Origin of the sequence: Ruegeria profundi (assembly GCF_001507545.1) — a bacterium.
GTDB lineage: Bacteria > Pseudomonadota > Alphaproteobacteria > Rhodobacterales > Rhodobacteraceae > Ruegeria > Ruegeria profundi.
Genome location: NZ_LQBP01000007.1, coordinates 147,874 through 164,797 on the forward strand (window position 1 = coordinate 147,874; position 16,924 = coordinate 164,797).

General features: G+C 59.0%; 16 protein-coding genes. 9 read left to right on the forward strand and 7 right to left on the reverse strand.

The annotated features are described in order from the left end of the window. The first annotated feature begins 86 nt into the window (after positions 1–86). Entirely contained in the window at positions 87–773 is a 687-nt protein-coding gene (locus AVO44_RS14460; RefSeq protein WP_068338180.1) for a rhomboid family intramembrane serine protease, read from the forward strand. On the opposite strand, the gene murJ is transcribed toward AVO44_RS14460, so the two are convergent. From murJ to AVO44_RS14475, 3 genes are read right to left on the reverse strand one after another with little or no spacing between them, the layout of a single operon-like run. Continuing rightward, on the reverse strand, positions 774–2,315 hold the full coding sequence (murJ, locus tag AVO44_RS14465; RefSeq protein WP_068338182.1) for a murein biosynthesis integral membrane protein MurJ: 1,542 nt from the start codon (positions 2,313–2,315) through the stop codon (positions 774–776). Next, entirely contained in the window at positions 2,312–5,131 is a 2,820-nt protein-coding gene (locus tag AVO44_RS14470) for a [protein-PII] uridylyltransferase (RefSeq protein ID WP_068338184.1), read from the reverse strand. Before AVO44_RS14470 ends, murJ begins: the two co-directional genes overlap by 4 nt. Then, positions 5,091–6,263 (reverse strand): penicillin-binding protein activator, encoded by a 1,173-nt coding sequence (locus AVO44_RS14475; RefSeq protein ID WP_068338186.1) that lies wholly within the window; start codon positions 6,261–6,263, stop codon positions 5,091–5,093. The genes AVO44_RS14470 and AVO44_RS14475 overlap by 41 nt, the downstream gene beginning before the upstream one ends. 86 nt (positions 6,264–6,349) lie before the next feature. On the opposite strand from AVO44_RS14475, the gene rsmI reads away from it, so the two are divergent. From rsmI to gshB, 3 genes are all read left to right on the forward strand, one after another. Further along, positions 6,350–7,207 carry a 16S rRNA (cytidine(1402)-2'-O)-methyltransferase gene (rsmI, locus tag AVO44_RS14480; protein WP_068338188.1) on the forward strand — a complete coding sequence of 286 codons (858 nt, stop codon included), beginning with the start codon at positions 6,350–6,352 and terminating at the stop codon, positions 7,205–7,207. Between the two features lies 1 nt (position 7,208). Beyond that, entirely contained in the window at positions 7,209–7,580 is a 372-nt protein-coding gene (locus AVO44_RS14485) for a YraN family protein (protein ID WP_068338190.1), read from the forward strand. Positions 7,581–7,641: 61 nt separating this feature from the next. After that, entirely contained in the window at positions 7,642–8,574 is a 933-nt protein-coding gene (gshB, locus tag AVO44_RS14490; protein ID WP_068338192.1) for a glutathione synthase, read from the forward strand. Here the strand turns inward: gshB and AVO44_RS14495 are convergent. Genes AVO44_RS14495 through cobU form a run of 4 tightly spaced genes read right to left on the reverse strand, consistent with a single transcriptional unit; the run spans position 8,571 to position 12,193 of the window. Then, a complete protein-coding gene (locus AVO44_RS14495) occupies positions 8,571–10,085 on the reverse strand; it encodes a YifB family Mg chelatase-like AAA ATPase (protein ID WP_068338194.1) in 1,515 nt (504 codons plus the stop codon). The genes gshB and AVO44_RS14495 overlap by 4 nt on opposite strands. 45 nt (positions 10,086–10,130) lie before the next feature. Further along, positions 10,131–11,015, reverse strand: a complete 885-nt coding sequence (locus AVO44_RS14500; RefSeq protein WP_068338196.1) for a glutathione S-transferase — start codon at positions 11,013–11,015, stop codon at positions 10,131–10,133. A 57-nt stretch (positions 11,016–11,072) separates the two neighbouring features. Then, positions 11,073–11,651: a histidine phosphatase family protein gene (locus AVO44_RS14505; protein WP_068338198.1), complete on the reverse strand. Its 579-nt coding sequence runs from the start codon at positions 11,649–11,651 to the stop codon at positions 11,073–11,075. Beyond that, positions 11,648–12,193 carry a bifunctional adenosylcobinamide kinase/adenosylcobinamide-phosphate guanylyltransferase gene (gene cobU, locus AVO44_RS14510; protein WP_420865721.1) on the reverse strand — a complete coding sequence of 182 codons (546 nt, stop codon included), beginning with the start codon at positions 12,191–12,193 and terminating at the stop codon, positions 11,648–11,650. Before cobU ends, AVO44_RS14505 begins: the two co-directional genes overlap by 4 nt. Before the next feature lie 76 nt (positions 12,194–12,269). On the opposite strand from cobU, the gene AVO44_RS14515 reads away from it, so the two are divergent. The 5 genes from AVO44_RS14515 to AVO44_RS14535 all read left to right on the forward strand — a co-directional run bounded on the left by AVO44_RS14515 (position 12,270) and on the right by AVO44_RS14535 (position 16,754). Beyond that, positions 12,270–13,148 carry an RNA polymerase factor sigma-32 gene (locus tag AVO44_RS14515; protein WP_068338200.1) on the forward strand — a complete coding sequence of 293 codons (879 nt, stop codon included), beginning with the start codon at positions 12,270–12,272 and terminating at the stop codon, positions 13,146–13,148. After that, complete coding sequence (locus tag AVO44_RS14520; protein ID WP_068338202.1) at positions 13,145–13,957, forward strand: ChaN family lipoprotein; 813 nt, start codon at positions 13,145–13,147, stop codon at positions 13,955–13,957. The genes AVO44_RS14515 and AVO44_RS14520 overlap by 4 nt, the downstream gene beginning before the upstream one ends. Positions 13,958–14,020: 63 nt before the next feature. Beyond that, the gene (coaBC, locus tag AVO44_RS14525; RefSeq protein ID WP_068338204.1) at positions 14,021–15,232 is read left to right on the forward strand and encodes a bifunctional phosphopantothenoylcysteine decarboxylase/phosphopantothenate--cysteine ligase CoaBC; all 1,212 of its coding nucleotides are present in this window, start codon (positions 14,021–14,023) and stop codon (positions 15,230–15,232) included. Further along, the gene (gene dut, locus AVO44_RS14530) at positions 15,232–15,687 is read left to right on the forward strand and encodes a dUTP diphosphatase (protein ID WP_068338206.1); all 456 of its coding nucleotides are present in this window, start codon (positions 15,232–15,234) and stop codon (positions 15,685–15,687) included. The genes coaBC and dut overlap by 1 nt, the downstream gene beginning before the upstream one ends. After that, the gene (locus AVO44_RS14535) at positions 15,687–16,754 is read left to right on the forward strand and encodes a HesA/MoeB/ThiF family protein (protein WP_068338208.1); all 1,068 of its coding nucleotides are present in this window, start codon (positions 15,687–15,689) and stop codon (positions 16,752–16,754) included. The genes dut and AVO44_RS14535 overlap by 1 nt, the downstream gene beginning before the upstream one ends. Positions 16,755–16,924 lie beyond the last annotated feature (170 nt).

The window sequence follows — 16,924 nt, forward strand, 5'->3', positions numbered from 1 at the left end:
CGAAGGGAACTCCCGTCTGGAAAAATCAGCCCCCGTCGCTTACCCATGAGGTTAAGGGACGTCAACAGCCGTGAAAGGCCAGCCCAATGAGCAGTGAGCATTATACACCCGCCGTGAACCCTTTGCCGCCTGTCGTGGTGGCTTTGACCCTGTTTATCATGGGGGTGGAGCTGGCCTTTACTTTGGGTACGCGTGGATTGGTCGGCGGCCCCTCGGCAGTGGGGTGGCGGCTGGATGCGTTGCAAAGCTATTCTTTTTCGCCCGATATCTTCTACTGGATGATCGAGAACGGGCGCTGGCCGATTGAGCATGTCATCCGTTTCGTGACCTATCCGTTTGTCTCGGGCAGTTTCACGCAGGCCATCTTTGTCTGTGTGTTTGTGCTGGCGATGGGCAAGATGGTGGCTGAGGTCTTTGGCGGGGCTCAGATGCTTGTGATCTTCGTTCTGTCAGGCGTCGGCGGAGCACTGGCCTACGCGCTTTTGCTGGACCCCAACTATCCGCTGGTCGGGGGGTTCCCGCCCGTGTATGGCCTGATCGGCGCATTCACTTGGCTGCTGTGGCGCAAGCTATCGCTGGTCGGGGAAAATCAGTCGCGCGCGTTCAGCCTGATTGCAGTCCTGATGGGCATCCAACTGCTGTTCGGTTTGTTGTTTGGCGGCACGTCCGACTGGGTGGCCGATTTGGGTGGTTTTGCCACGGGGTTCTGCCTGTCTTTCTTTTTGGCACCCGGCGGCTGGGCACGGATCGTGCGGCGCATTCGCCGCGACTGATCACGACCGCCGCAACGCCTTTTTGAACTCAGACAGCTCAAAAGCACCAAGCAGGTGACCAAGGAAGAAATAGGCGGCTGCTGCAACCTTGATCGTAATGATCAGCGCCAGGTATCGCCATCCCGGTAGATCGAAGGTCCAGCCGAACAGGTGAATGCCTGCATATAGGATGGCCCCCATGCCCAGCGACGCAGCAACGATGCGCCATGCCCGGTGTTTGAAGCGATCGTCAAAGCGTGCCTCCTCACCCATACGCCGCGCGCCAAGGAACAACAGGCCAACCATCACCCAACCGGCAGCCGAGGCCGCTATGGCCGGGGCAATCCAGCCCACCAGTGGAAAAAGGCCGAAGGCCAGCACCGCATTCACGATCATCGCCACAACCGCATAGTGGAACGGTGTTCGCGTATCTTCACGCGCAAAATAAAGCGGTTGTAGTAGCTTTTGCAGCATGAATGCTGGCAAGCCGATACCATAGATCGCAACAGCCAGCGCTGTGGCCGTGGTATCCTGAGCGCTGAACTGCCCGCGTTCGAAGAGGACCGACACCAGCGGGCTGGGCAAGACCACAAAAGCCACCGTTGACGGTATCGTCAGCAACAGCGTGAATTCACCCGCACGTGAAAGCGCATTTCGGGCTCCGTCTTTGTCATCGGCCCGCAGGCGACGAGACAGATCCGGTAGCAGCACGATCCCGACGGCAATGCCCACCACGCCAAGGGGCAGTTGGTAAAGTCGGTCTGCTGCGAACAGCCAACTTACGGCCTTTTCGGTTTTTGAGGCCACAAGTTGCCCCACCACAAGATTGACCTGCGTTACCCCCATGGCGAGTGCGGCCGGAACGGCGATACGGACCATACGGCGCATTTCGGGGCTGAGTTTGGGAATGCCGGGGCGTATGCGATACCCTGCACGTTCGGTCGCTACCCATACCAATGCCAGTTGCGCAACTCCGGCCAGCGGGATCACGGTGATCAGCCAACGAATTACCTCTCCGCCGGCGGCTGCTCCGGCGATGAGGGCGCTACAGGCGAATATGTTCAGCAGCACCGGCGCGGCGGCCGCGGCAGCAAAGCGACCGGTGGCGTTCAGAACGCCAGAAAACAGCGCTGCAAGCGACATGAACAGGATGTAGGGAAAGACCACGTACCCGTAGCCCACCGCCAGATCGAATCTTTCATCGCCATAAAACCCCTCGGCTGTGATCCAGACCAACCCGGGCATGAACACCATCGCCAGCCCGACCAAAGCCAGAACGGCGATGGCAAGCAGGTTGAACGCGTCCTGTGCAAAGCCTTCGGCGTCTTCTTCCCCCTCCAGCCGTTTTGAAAACATCGGCACAAAAGCTGCGTTGAACGCGCCTTCGGCAAAGAACCGGCGAAACATGTTGGGCAGGCGGAAAGCGGCGACAAAGGCGTCCATCACCGGACCCGGCCCGATATAGGCGGTCAGCAGGATTTCCCGTAGAAAGCCCAGTATCCTGCTGGCCAGGGTCCAGAAACCGACCGTGAACAGGCCTGAAAACAGTCGGATCTGCTTCATGAGGCCGCGCGCTCGGCGCCTTCGGTAATGGCTTTTCGCAGCTTATCCTCAAGCGTGCGCTGTTTGCTTTCCGAATAGTATTTCAGCCCGAACATATCCTTGACGTAGAACGTGTCCACCACCTGTTCGCCATAGGTCGCGATCACCGCGTTGGCGATATAGACATTGGCCGCCGCCAGCGTACGGGCCAGATCATACAGCAGGCCGGGACGGTCGCGGGTGTCGACTTCGATAATCGTGTAGATTTCCGATCCGTCATTGTCGAATGTGATGTGGGTCGGCACGTTGAAGGCGCGTTCGCGTTTCTTGATCTTGTCGCGCGACTTCAACGCATCCTGCGCGACGACCTCGCCCCTCAGCGTCTTGTGGATCATCTGGGTCAAGCGCGGCAGGCGGCTGGATTCGAAAGGCCGGCCTTCGGCATCCTGAATCCAGAACACATCGGTCACATAACCGTCCTTGGTGGTATAGCTGCGGGCGTCGACCACATTCGCCCCAACCAGTGCCAGGGCCCCGGCGATCCGCGCAAAAATGCCGGGGTGATCGCCCATCGCAAAGCAGGCCCGTGTTGCATCGCGGTCTTCGTCCGGATGTAGCCGGATTTCCATTTCACCCGGGTCACCGCTGATTTCCAGCGATCGCAACATCTCGGCAAATTCTACGTGGGTCGAGACATTCAAACCCTGCCAATACGGCGCGTAATGCCGCGCGGTTTCAGCCTTGAGGTCAGACTTGGACCAGTCTGCAAGCTCGGCCCGCAGCGCCTTTTTCGCCACGGTGCCGCGATTGGCGCGGTTTAGGTCCTCCATCCCCGTTTCCAGGGCGCGCTTGGTTTCAGCGTGCAGCGCCCTCAGCAGGGTAGCTTTCCAGTTGTTCCAGGTATTCGGCCCCACGCCACGAATGTCGCAAACCGTCAGAACGGTTAACAGGTCCAGCCGCTTGACCGTCTGGACCGCCTTGGCAAAGTCCCGCACCGTGCGCGGGTCTGAAATGTCGCGTTTTTGCGCCATGTCCGACATCAAAAGATGATAGCGCACCAGCCATTCCACGGTTTCCGAGTCCGATTTGTTCAGACCCAGCCGCGGGGCAACCTTGCGGGCGATCTGCGCACCAAGGATCGAGTGATCCTCGGCGCGGCCCTTTGCGATGTCATGCAGCAACAAGGCCACGTACAGTACCTTGCGATTGACGCCGCCTTTCAGGATCGACGAGACCAGCGGCAGTGTCTCGACCAGCTCTCCGCGTTCGATCTGGGCAAGGTTGACGATACACTGAATGATATGCTCATCCACGGTATAGCTGTGATACATGTTGAACTGCATCATCGCAACAATAGGCTCGAATTCGGGCAGAAAGGCCGACAAGACACCCAACTCGTTCATCCGCCGCAAAGCGCGTTCGGGGTTGCCGTGCTTGAGCATAAGATCAAGAAAGATGCGCCGCGCCTCTTTGTTTTCGCGCATTTCCTCGTCAATCAGGTTCAGATTCGCGCTGACAAGCCGCATCGCATCCGGGTGTATCAGCATACCCGTGCGTAAGCCTTCTTCGAACAGGCGCAGCAGGTTCAGCTTGTCCGACAGGAATGTCTCGGGGTCGGCTACATCCAAACGTCCATGCACCACCTTGTAACCCGCCTTGATCCGACGGCGGCGGCGAAAAATGCGCTCAAGCAAAGCCTCGCCCTTCAGATGCGAGGCTTCGAGTTTGGTCAGAAAAATTCGGGTCAGATCGCCGACATAGGTTGCCTCGCGGAAATAGCGTTGCATGAACACCTCAACAGCGCGGCGTCCGGCCCGGTCTTCGTAGCCCATCCTTCTTGCCACCTCGACCTGTTGGTCAAATGTCAGCTGTTCGGTGGCGCGCCCCGTAACAAGATGCAGATGTGCCCGCACTGCCCACAGGAAATCTTCAGCCTGAACAAATGTTCTGAACTCTTCAGGCGTGAAGAGGCCCAACGGCACCAACTCGGCCACATCCTGAACCCCGTAAATATATTTGGCAATCCAGTACAGGGATTGCAGGTCGCGCAAGCCGCCTTTGCCCTCTTTTACGTTGGGCTCGACCACATAGCGCTGGCCTTGCTTTATGTGCCGTTCATCGCGTTCCTTCAGTTTGGCTTCGATAAATTGACGCTCGGTGCCCTTGAAAAGATCGGATTTCAGGCGCTTTTCCAGATCCGCCGCAAGCTTGGTGTCACCGGCCAGGTAACGCTGCTCCAACATGGCCGTTCGGATCGTGAAATCATCGGCACCAAGACGCAGGCAGTCTTTTATCGTGCGCGACGAATGGCCAACCTTCAGCCGCAAATCCCACAAGATGTAAAGCATGGATTCGATCACGCTTTCGGCCCATGCCGTGATTTTGTAGGGCGTCAGAAACAGCAGGTCTACGTCGGATGAGGGCGCCATCTCGCCGCGCCCATAACCGCCCACCGCCAACACAGCGATCTTTTCGCCCTGCGTGGGTGTGGCCAGGGGGTGCAGATCCTCGCTCGAAACCTTCATGGCGGTACAGACCAGCCCGTCAGTCAGATAGGTGTAGGAACGGGTCAGTGGCCGCGCATCAAACGGGCGTTCGGTAAAAGCATCGGCAATCGCCTTGCGCCCAGCTTTCTGGACGTCACGCAGAATGCGCACAGTCTCTTGCCGCCGTGCGACATTGTCTGAAATTTTCTCGAAAGCATCCGACAGCTGCGCCAGGACGGCGTTGCTGTCGAAAATTTCATCGGCCGGACAGATCAACTCACCCCTTGGGGCAAGCGTCAGAGCCGGTAGATCAGAAACCGGCGCCGGAGAAGCTTTGTGGGGCAGGGTCAATCACTACTACCTGTTTATTCTGGATCGTGGCGACGGCCAGACCGCGTTCATTGGTACCGTTCGGCCGCAGGCGGAATATACCGCCGACACCCTGAAAACCAGCGTTTTGTGTCAGCGCCGAAGCGGTGAGCGCGTTGGACCTTCCTTGACTGACCAGGGCAGCGATTGCAGCGATACCATCATAGGCCAAACCGCTGATCGGGTGCGGGGCTTCGCCATAGGTATTGTTATACCGCTGCCGGTATGCCTGTGCTTTGGATGGGTCCGGCAGAGCAAACCACCCACCTTGTACACCCGGCAGGTCCAAAGTTTGTGGCGGGATGTCCCAGCGCGTTAGACCGATAAACTGTGTGTTCGCCGGTGAAACGCCTGCTTCGGGCAGCAACTGCGTAAAAAGCGGCAATGCGCCGGCAGTGGTTGCTGTCAGAAACAGGGAGTCCGCACCAGACGCATCTATGGTTGCTTTGACTGACGGAACCGAGTTGATGACACCTTGCTGAGAACGGTCATAGCCCACCGAGCCTGCATTGTTCACGCGGCTGCCACCAAGTGCATTGGAAATGGCAGCTTGACCCAACCGCCCGGCAGCATCGTTGCTATGAACGATGACCATGTTGGATTTGCCTTGCGATCCGGCAAAACTGACAAGACGATTGGCTGTATTGTCGAAAGTTGGCCCCAGCACGAACACATTGCCGCCTGCAATGCTGGTGTTGTTCGAAAAGGACAATACATTCACGTTGTTGCTCAGCGCCGCAATACCTGCGGAATTTGCAGCCTGCGCATACACAGGCCCAAGTATGATCTTCGCTCCGTCAGCCACCGCCTGCTGCGCAACCGCCGCAGCTGTATTTGAGCTGCCCCGCGTGTCATAAACGCGCAAATCAATCTGAACATTCGGCAAGTCCGCAATAGCAAGGCGAGCCGCGTTTTCCAGGCTGCGCGCTAACGCGGCGTCACCAGCTTGCCCTGATCCCGCAGGGACCAACAAGGCAACAGGCACGGGGTCGGAGGTATCGATCGAAGGCCCGCCGCCAATGGTGCCGACTTCGCAAGCGGCCAAAAATGCGGCGGTTGCCAGAACGGCGGCTGTACGCACCAGTTTGCGAACGGGCTTGCAAAGGCTAAACATCTGAATGAAAACTCCCTGTCCGGGCGGCTAGGGGACCGCCACTCTGTTGCTCGGGATAATAAACGTCACGCTGTGAGGGTCCAGCTTTGAATTTCCAAAAAGTCAGTTTGGGCGCCGGCCTGTATTTTGTTGCCACCCCAATCGGGGCTGCGCGCGACATCACGCTTAGGGCGCTGGACGTGCTGGCGTCGGCTGACGTTATTGCTGCTGAAGATACGCGCAGCCTGCGCCGCTTGATGGAAATTCACGGAATCCCACTGGAAGGCCGGCGTATTCAGGCATACCACGACCACAGTGGTGCCGCGGCGCGTGGGAAGGTTCTGGATGCGCTAGCGGAAGGAAAGTCGGTGGCCTATGCATCGGAGGCTGGGATGCCGTTGATTGCCGATCCCGGCTATGATCTGGGGCGACAGGCCGCGGAGGCAGGGCATCTTGTAACCTGCGCACCGGGACCGTCCGCTGCCTTGATGGCACTGACGCTTGCAGGGTTGCCAACGGACGCATTCTTTTTTGCCGGTTTTCTGCCAAACGCCTCTGGCGCGCGACGAACCCGCATCGAAGCCTTGCGCGACGTGCCGGGAACGCTCGTGTTCTACGAATCGCCTAAGCGCGTGGCGGCCTGTCTTTCAGACTTGGCCGAGGTGCTGGGTGAAGACCGCAGCGCCGCGATGTGCCGCGAATTAACCAAGAAATTCGAAGAGGTCCGGCGCGGCACTTTGGGCCAATTGGCGTCTGAGCTGCACGGTCAGACACTCAAAGGCGAGATTGTGTTGCTTGTGGATCGCGGACATTCGGACTCCGTTAACGAATCCGACGTAGAAGAAGCTCTGAAACGGGCCCTTGAAACCCACTCGGTCAGGGATGCGGCGGACTTGATATCTGAGATGTTCAAACTGCCTCGACGACCGATCTATCAAAAGGCCCTGAAGCTCGGGAAGGGATGACATGACAGCGCGATCCGTCCGAAGCTCGGTCTCTTACCACGCAGGGCAAGCGGCAGAGCTGCGGGTTGCAGCCGACTACGAACGCCGCGGCTTTGCCATCGCGCATCGACGCTGGCGTGGAGCGGGTGGTGAAATTGACCTGATCGCACGCGACGGCGAAGACTTGGTGTTCATCGAGGTCAAGAAAAGCACCAGGTTCGACATGGCAGCCGCCCGGATCAGCCAGCGTCAGATTGATCGCATTTGTGCCTCGGCCGCTGCGTTTTTAGGCAGCGAACCTCGTGGTCAACTGACAAATGTTCGGTTTGATGTTGCGTTGGTGGATGGCAGCGGTGCCGTTCAAATTATAGAAAACGCGTTCGGCACCGCGTGATCCCCATTGAACCCCCGGTCGCGCTGGGCCATGTAACGGGCGAGAAACTGAGGGACACGCCATGAAAATCGCCTTTCAGATGGACCCGATCGGGGCCGTGGATATCAACGCAGACAGCTCTTTCCGTTTGGCCGAAGAGGCACAGGCCCGCGGCCATACGCTGTTTTTCTACAGCCCGGATCACCTCGCCTATCAGGAAGGACGGATTACCGCGCGCGGTTATGACATGAAGGTCCAGCGCGTTGCAGGCAATCCAGCCGTGCTCGGGTCTGAACGTGAAGTTGATCTGGCGGATTTTGATGTGGTCTGGCTGCGTCAGGACCCACCGTTTGATATGCATTACATTACGTCGACCCATATTCTGGATCGCCTTAAAGGGAAGACGCTGGTGGTCAATGATCCGTTCTGGGTGCGGAACTACCCTGAAAAGCTGTTGGTTCTGGACTTCCCTGAATTGACCCCGCCGACAACGATTGCGCGCGATCTTCAGACGATCAAAGCGTTCAAGGAAAGGCACGGTGACGTCATTCTGAAGCCGCTTTATGGCAACGGTGGCGCAGGTGTGTTTCGGCTTGACGCAAACGATCGCAACCTGACCTCGCTGCACGAGTTGTTCACGGGTTTCTCGCGTGAGCCTTTGATCGTGCAGAAATTCCTGCCTGATGTAAGCAACGGCGACAAGCGTGTGATCCTTGTGGATGGCGAAGCTGTCGGCGCAGTCAACCGCGTTCCGGCCGCGGGCGAGACCCGTTCGAACATGCATGTGGGGGGTCGCCCGGAAAAAATTGGCCTGTCAGAGCGCGATCAGGAGATATGTGCCGTAATTGGCCCCCTGCTGAAGGAAAAAGGGCAGATTTTCGTCGGGATCGATGTAATCGGCGACTATCTGACCGAGATTAATGTGACCTCGCCAACCGGTATTCAGGAACTGGAACGGTTTGACGGCGTCAACATTGCTGAAAAGATATGGCAGGCGATTGAGGCCAAAGTCTAAGACGCGATCTTGGCGCTGATGCGAAAGCTCAGCGCCTCTGCGACATGCGGTCGTTTGACATCCCTTTCGCCATCGAGATCAGCGATTGTGCGCGCGACCCGCAGGATGCGATGAAAGGCGCGGGCTGACAGGCCAAAACGTTCGGCAGCTTTCAACAACAGTTCTTTCCCCTCTGCGTCCGGGGCGGCGATTTCCTCGAGAACGTTGCCCTCGACATCCGCGTTCTGGCGGGTTGCGGGCGTTTCCCGAAAACGGTCGGCCTGAATTGACCGTGCCTGTTCAACACGTGCCGCAACAATGGCTGAACTGTCGCCGGAGGGCGGCAGGTCGAGGTCGGTAAACCCGACTGGCGGGACCTCAATCCGCAGGTCGAACCGGTCCATAAGGGGGCCGGAGATTCGGCCAAGGTAGTCTTCGCCGCAGACCGGCGCTCGCGAGCAGGCGCGGGCAGGATCGGTCAGATACCCGCATTTGCAGGGGTTGGCCGCAGCCACCAGCATGAACCGGCAGGGATATTTCACATGGGCGTTGGCGCGGGCCACCATGACCTCGCCGGTTTCGATAGGCTGGCGCAGGGTTTCCAGCACCGTGCGGGGGAATTCTGGAAACTCGTCCATGAACAACACGCCATTATGAGCCAGCGAAATTTCGCCCGGCTTTGCGCCCTTGCCGCCGCCGACAATGGCAGCCATCGACGCGGTATGGTGTGGTTCCCTGAACGGGCGGCTGCGGCTGATACCGCCTTCATCCAGCAGCCCACAAAGGGATTGTATCATCGAGGTTTCCAGCGCCTCGACCGGGGTAAGCGGTGGTAGAATACCCGGCAGTCGCGCAGCCAGCATGGATTTGCCGGACCCTGGTGTGCCGATCATGATCAGGTGGTGGCGCCCGGCGGCCGCAATTTCAAGGGCGCGCTTGGCCCGTTCTTGGCCTTTAACGTCGCGCAGGTCCCGGGTGCTGGACGCAAGGCTAACCTCTCCTGGTTTGGCCACAGGCAAAGGCGACTGGCCCGAGAAATGGCGCACGACATCGCCAAGAGACTCTGCACCGATCACCTGAGTGGCATCCACCCAAGCAGCTTCGGCGCTTGAGGCGCGCGGGCAAAGCAGGCTGCGATCCTCGGCCGCAGCAGTCATGGCCGCGGGCAGCGCCCCGAGGACGGGCACAAGTGAGCCATCCAATGACAATTCGCCCAGCGATACCGTACCTTCGGCGGCGTCGGCAGGAATGATTTCAAGCGCCGACAACAAGGCCACGGCAATGGGTAGATCGAAATGGCTACCTTCTTTTGGCAGATCGGCGGGTGAGAGGTTGATGGTGATCCGCTTTGAGGGCAGCGCAATGGCCATCGAACTGAGCGCACTGCGAACTCTGTCGCGCGCCTCGGACACCGCCTTGTCGGGCAGGCCGACGATGGAAAACGCCGGCAAGCCCGGTGAGACGGCGCATTGCACCTCGACCGGGCGGGCATCGACACCTTGGAAAGCGACAGTGTGGGAGCGGGTGACCATGAACGACCTTTTTGGTTAACAGGTCGTTGCTGCCATGGTCGCGGTTTAAGAATGGTTAATACCGGTGATCATTGATGCGAATTCTGGCCACGCGCCGGGGTCTGCAACGGTTTTGTCCCGGCAGAACCGGTTGCAAAAGCCCCAGCGTTGGCCGTCCAGCTCAAGTACGTGAGTGATCGGCTTACCAGAATACGGGCATGTGTCGTTGACGGATTGTGTTCCCTCGACTGGGCGAGCACCGGACTTAGCGCCTATTGGCCAAGCACGTGATGGCAAATCCAACGCATAGGGAACGGGGTCATAAGCAACCGTCAGACCCATGGCACGCCATTGCCGTACCGAGATGTCTGACAGCAGCTCTAGGCAGTACGCGCGGTTGGCTTCTGAAACAGGCAGGCCGTACCCGATAATCCGGGCGGCTACCGGGGTATAGAAAACATCGGCCAGGGAATAGCTGCCGAACAGCGGGCCGGTTTCCGCGCCCGATACGGTGCGGGCGTGGGACCACAGGGTTTCAATCCGCTTCAAATCCGCCAACGTCTCAGAGGATGGCTGAAAACCCTGCCAACACTGGATCAATTGCATTGGACATTCTCCGCGCAAAGCATGAAACCCGGCAACCATCTCGGCACAAAGCCACCGCGCGGTTGCCCGGGCAGCAGGGTCCTTGGGCCACAACCCGGCCTTTGGGTGCCGTTCTGCCAGTGTTTCCGCCATGGCGAGGCTCTCGCCCACGACTGTGCCATCCGGCAGACGCAATGCTGGCACAAGACGGGCCGGGGCAAGGGATTTCATATCTTCGGCCATGGTGCCGGAATACAAGCCAATCATGTGGCTTCGGTAGGGCAGGCTGAACTTTTCCAGCATCAACCAGCCGCGCATGGACCAGCTGGAAAACAGGCGGTCGCCGATAAACAGATCATAAGTCATACCTGACGATGGCGCGGTCTGACCCTTCCGTAAATCAGTTATTTGTGCGGGCTGTGATCACGGGCAGTGATTGATCCGCCCCACTGACCAGCGATCGCCGTGATGGGTTATGTCCGTTACGGAAAGGTTGTCGATGCGGTGGCCAAACACCTCTTGCGCTTCGATGCCAAGGGCACGCTGAACCTGTGTCAGGATGACACCGAAATGGGCCACGATAACCAGATCGCGCCCGGAGTGATCGACTATCAGCCGGTCTATCACGGCATCGACCCTCGCCCGAACCTCATTCCAGGTTTCACCGTTCGGGGGGCGAACGTCACCCGGATTGTCCCAATAGGCAAAGGCAAGATCGGGGTCTTCTGCTTCGATCTCTTTGAACCCGCGTAGCTCCCACGTGCCAAAATGAATCTCTCGCAAGTCGGGATGATGCGGCAGCCTTTGCCGCTGGCCCTGAATGGCCGAGGCGGTGTCGGCAGCGCGTGAAAGGTCGGACGATATAACCAGCGCCTCAGCCGGCAAGTGCCCATGCAGTCGGGCGATGGCCGCATGATCGCTTAGGTCCGCAGGCAAGTCGGACCATCCAACCATTGATTTAGCGTGGGTTGGGCCGTGACGAACAAGGTAAAGGTGCGTCATGGCAAATGCCCTTTCAGGACTAACGGCAACCCGACCGTCACCTGCACAACCAGATCAGCCTGCGCGGCCAACGCGATGTTCAACCGGCCCTGCGCCTCGCGGAACCGGCGGGCCATGGCGTTGTCCGGGACAATGCCGTACCCGACTTCGTTTGAGACGATGACAACCGGAGCGTGGCAAGCCCTGAGGTCGTGCAGCAGCTTAGTCTGCGCCTGTTCCAGATCGTTTTCGGCAAGCAGATGATTGGTTAGCCACATGGTTCCGCAATCGATCAGGCAGATATCATTCGCGGTCAGGTCGCTCAGCGCAGGGGCCAGATCAAAGGGTGCCTCAATGGTCGTCCAACTACCCCCGCGCTGTGCGATATGGCGTTGAACCTTGTTGCGCATCTCATCATCAAACACTTGTGATGTGGCGATGTACGAACGCTTTTTCCCAGAAGATACAACAAGTTGTTCAGCGTATGACGACTTTCCCGAGGCCGCGCCACCCAGCACAAAGGTCAAATCCGGATACACTGCATAGCCTTTCTGGTGATCCACCCGGTCGTTTTCTGCGTACCTATTTCAAGTCGGTAAAACAAGCCCGGCTCGCGCCTGTAAATAAGGAGAGATTTCAATGGCACTCGACAATGCGAACGATTTCTCGATGTCCCGGCAAGCGATGAAGGCCGAACTGCTGGACGCAGAGACCGAATTGAAACTTGCATATGCTTGGCGAGACGACCGCGACGAACAAGCGTTGCATCGACTGATCACCGCCTACATGCGGTTAGCTATTTCCATGGCGGCGAAATTCAAGCGCTACGGAGCACCCATGAATGACCTGATCCAAGAGGCGGGGTTGGGTTTGATGAAAGCTGCGGACAAATTCGATCCGGACCGCGGCGTGCGCTTTTCCACCTATGCGGTCTGGTGGATCAAGGCGAGCATTCAGGATTACGTGATGCGCAACTGGTCGATGGTGCGGACAGGGTCGACCTCGTCTCAAAAATCGCTCTTTTTCAACATGCGCAGGGTTCAGGCACGGCTTGAGCGCGAAGCAGCCACTGAAGGGACTGAGCTGGATCGCCACCAGCTGCACCAGATGATTGCGACCGAGATCGGCGTGCCTTTGCGGGATGTTGAAATGATGGAGGGCCGACTGTCTGGCTCTGATTTCTCGCTGAACGCCGTTCAATCCACGGACGAGGATGGGCGTGAGTGGATTGACGCCCTTGAAGATGATCGGGAGCAAGCTGCCGAGACAGTGGAAAACAGCCATGATACGGAACAGTTGCGTGAATGGTTGGTGACGGCCATGCAGGCGCTGAATGACCGCGAACGGTTTATCGTACGTGAGCGCAAACTGCGCGAACCGGCCAGGACGCTGGAGTGCTTGGGTAAGGAACTTGGCCTTTCCAAGGAGCGGGTACGCCAGCTTGAGGCTGCAGCGTTTGTGAAAATGCGAAAGAACCTTGAAGCTCAATCGCGCGAGGTGCAACAATTCATCGCATGAAACGATTTGCGATTCTGCTGTGTGCACTTGTGGTTATGGCCAATCCTGGCCATGCCGACCTCATTCCGAATGACATTCTGAACGCGATGAAATCATCGGATGTGGTTATCTTGGGTGAAATCCACGATAACCCGCAGCACCACATCGTTCAGGCAGAAGCCTTGAAAGCCATCATGCCATCGGCGGTTGTATGGGAGATGGTGACCGAAGAAGGCGCGCAGCGTCTTGCGAACAAGGCGGTGTCCGATCCGGAAGAGCTTGCGCGCATATTGAAATGGATCGAGTCCGGCTGGCCACCGCTCAGCATGTATTACCCGGTTTTTCAGGCGTCGGATGCACCGATTTATGGGGCGATGGTGCCGCGTGCTGCGGCGCGGGCAGCGATGGAACGCGGCGCGGCAACCGCTTTGGGTGCAGATGCCGCGCGGTTTGGTTTGACCATCCCGCTTCCGCCTGCCGAACAGGCCGCGCGTGAGGCAGATCAGCTGGCCGCGCATTGCGACGCTATTCCGGAAAGTGTGCTGCCACAAATGGTGGCGATTCAGCGTTTGCGGGATGCCGTGCTGGCGCGAGCCGTCCTGCGGGCTACGGATGAAACCGGCGGGCCAATTGCGGTGATTACGGGCAATGGCCATGCGCGCAAGGATCGTGGCATCCCCACTTACCTGTCCCGTCTGCGTCCGGGATTGAAGGTATTTGTGCTGGGTCAGTCCGAAGATGGTGTTGTGGATGGCGAATTCGACGCGGTGCTCGATAGCCCGGCAGTCGAACGGGAAGACCCTTGTCTGGCGTTTCAGCAGCAGAATTAACCGCTGGAACTGTCCGGCCCGCTTGCCTAATGTCAGGGCCGAGCTGGACGGGAAGGGGTCAACATGCTGGCATCGAAACGCATTCTGCTGATCATTGGCGGTGGGATCGCGGCCTATAAATCGCTGGATCTGATCCGGCGTTTGCGCGAACGCGGTGCGTCGGTGACCCCTGTCTTGACCCGCGCGGCAGAAGAATTTGTGACACCGCTTTCTGTGTCGGCCCTGGCCGGAGAGAAAACCTATCGTGACCTGTTCGACCTGACGGATGAGGCTGAGATGGGCCATATCCAGCTGTCTCGTTCCGCCGATTTGATTGTCGTGGCCCCGGCTACTGCCGATCTGATGGGCAAGATGGTTGCAGGGCTGGCGAATGATCTGGCCTCGACGTTGCTGATGGCGACCGATACGCGCGTTCTGTGTGCGCCCGCCATGAATGTACGGATGTGGGATCACCCGGCAACTCAGAGAAATCTAAAACAATTGCAAGCGGATGGTGTCCACTTTGTTGGCCCGAATGAGGGTGACATGGCCTGCGGTGAATACGGCCCCGGTCGCATGTCAGAACCGCTAGAGATTGTTGCGGCGATTGAAACCGAACTTGGCGCCGGTCCGTTGCGCGGCAAGCGCGTTCTCGTGACCTCGGGCCCAACGCATGAGCCGATTGATCCGGTGCGCTATATCGCCAACCGATCATCGGGGGCGCAGGGAACGGCTGTTGCCCGGGCGTTTGCGGCACTGGGCGCTGAAGTGGTGTTTGTAACCGGTCCTGCGGATGTTGCCCCGCCCGAAGGTGTGCAGGTTACGCGGGTTGAAACTGCACAGCAGATGTCAGACGCCGTGGACGCCGCGCTGCCGGTTGACGCGGCGGTGTTTGCTGCGGCGGTTGCAGATTGGCGGGTGGTTGGAGCATCGGACAAGAAGCTGAAGAAAAGCCGGGACGGAATGCCAGCGCTGGAATTTGCCGAGAATCCGGACATCCTCAAACGCGTCTCGCACCTGAAAACAGGACGACCACCACTGGTCGTAGGCTTTGCTGCCGAGACGGACGATGTAATCGAACACGCTACAGCCAAACGGGACCGCAAGGGCTGCGACTGGATCGTTGCCAATGATGTCAGTCCGGCAACGGGCATCATGGGCGGGTCCGAAAATGCGGTGATCCTGATATCAGATGAGGGCGCCGAAGAATGGCCCCGTATGGGTAAGGACGCTGTGGCAGAACGATTGGCGCGCAAGATCGCTGACGCTTTGATCAGCAAACAAGAGGAGCAGTGATGGTTGCAATTCGTGTAATTCGCGAGGAAGGCGCTGATCCGTCGGTCCCCCTGCCGTCCTATGAAACTACGGGTGCGGCCGGCGCAGATGTTCGGGCCAACCTGCCAGACGGCGCGGCGATCACGCTTGAACCCGGTCAGCGTGCCTTGGTGCCTACCGGCCTGCGTATCGAAATCCCGCAGGGATTCGAGGTACAGGTGCGCCCGCGATCAGGGCTTGCGCTCAAACACGGCATTACGCTGCCCAACACACCGGGCACGATTGATAGCGATTATCGCGGTCCATTAGGCGTGATTGTTCTGAACGCGGGGCAGGAGGTATTCGAGATCACCCATGGTGAACGGATTGCCCAACTGGTCGTCGCGCCGGTTGTTCAGGCCCGGTTCGACGCAGTCGAGTCGCTCAGCGATACCGTGCGCGGTGCCGGTGGCTTCGGCTCGACCGGGCGCGGCTAATGCTGCTGGTTCTGATCCTAGCGGCGGCTCTCTGGGGTATCGGCTATCTTGCCGGTGTGTCCCGGACAGCACGTATGACGTCTGTCGCGGTTCTGTTGGTGGGCGTGGTTCTGGCACAGCTGGTTTTGCCCGTCAGTCACCCCTTACGCGCGGCGACGGGTGGTTCTGCGGCACCTTGGCTTTTGCTAGGCGGTGCCGCGCTGCTCATATTGCTATACAGGCAGCTTCTGAGGGCGCTGCGCAATCGGGCCGCGCCGACTTCGGAACAGAGCATTACGCCATCCGGCCAGTTCTCAGAAACTGAGCTTGAGCGCTATGCCCGCCACATCGTCCTGCGCGAGCTGGGGGGGCCGGGTCAGAAACAGATGAAGCAGGCAAGGGTGCTGGTCATCGGGGCCGGTGGGCTGGGCGCGCCCGCCCTGCAATATCTAGCTGCTGCCGGGGTGGGTACGATCGGCGTGATCGACGATGATGAGGTCGAAAATGCCAACCTGCAACGGCAGGTGATCCATCGCGATGCCGATATCGGAATGCCCAAGGTGTTTTCGGCGCAACAGGCAATGCTGGCGCAGAACCCAAAGGTTACGGTTTTGCCCTATAACCGCCGCCTGACCGATGAAATCGCATCCGATCTGTTTGCGGATTTCGATGTGATCCTTGACGGCACCGACAATTTTGAAACCCGCTACCTCGCCAACCGTACAGCCGTAGCCCTGGGTAAGCCGCTGATCTCCGGTGCGCTGTCGCAGTGGGAGGGGCAGCTCAGCGTCTTTGACCCGGCCAACGAAGCGCCATGCTATCAGTGCATCTTCCCCGAGGCGCCTGCGCCCGGCCTTGCACCCTCCTGCGCCGAGGCGGGGGTCATTGGCCCGCTGCCCGGTGTGGTAGGGTCGATGATGGCGGTTGAGGCGATAAAGGTAATCACCGGTGCGGGCCAGGCTCTGCGGGGTGAAATGCTGATCTACGATGCGCTTTATGGCGAAAGCCGCAAGATCAGCCTATCACGCCGTGCCGATTGCCCGATCTGCGCAGGGTCTGAAGACCGGGCACAGACGCCGGGCGCGTAAGCGCGCGGCCCGGCCCAACGCCGCCAAGACGCATCTTTGATGCGCGCGGCGGAGGCGGGAGCACCCAGCTTGGGGCAGTCTCCAGATTGGCGATAAGATCGTCGCCAGCGCGGTCGCGATAGTCCTGCTGCTGCTTAACCTGCAGCCGCTATTTCACTCCCTCATGTCAC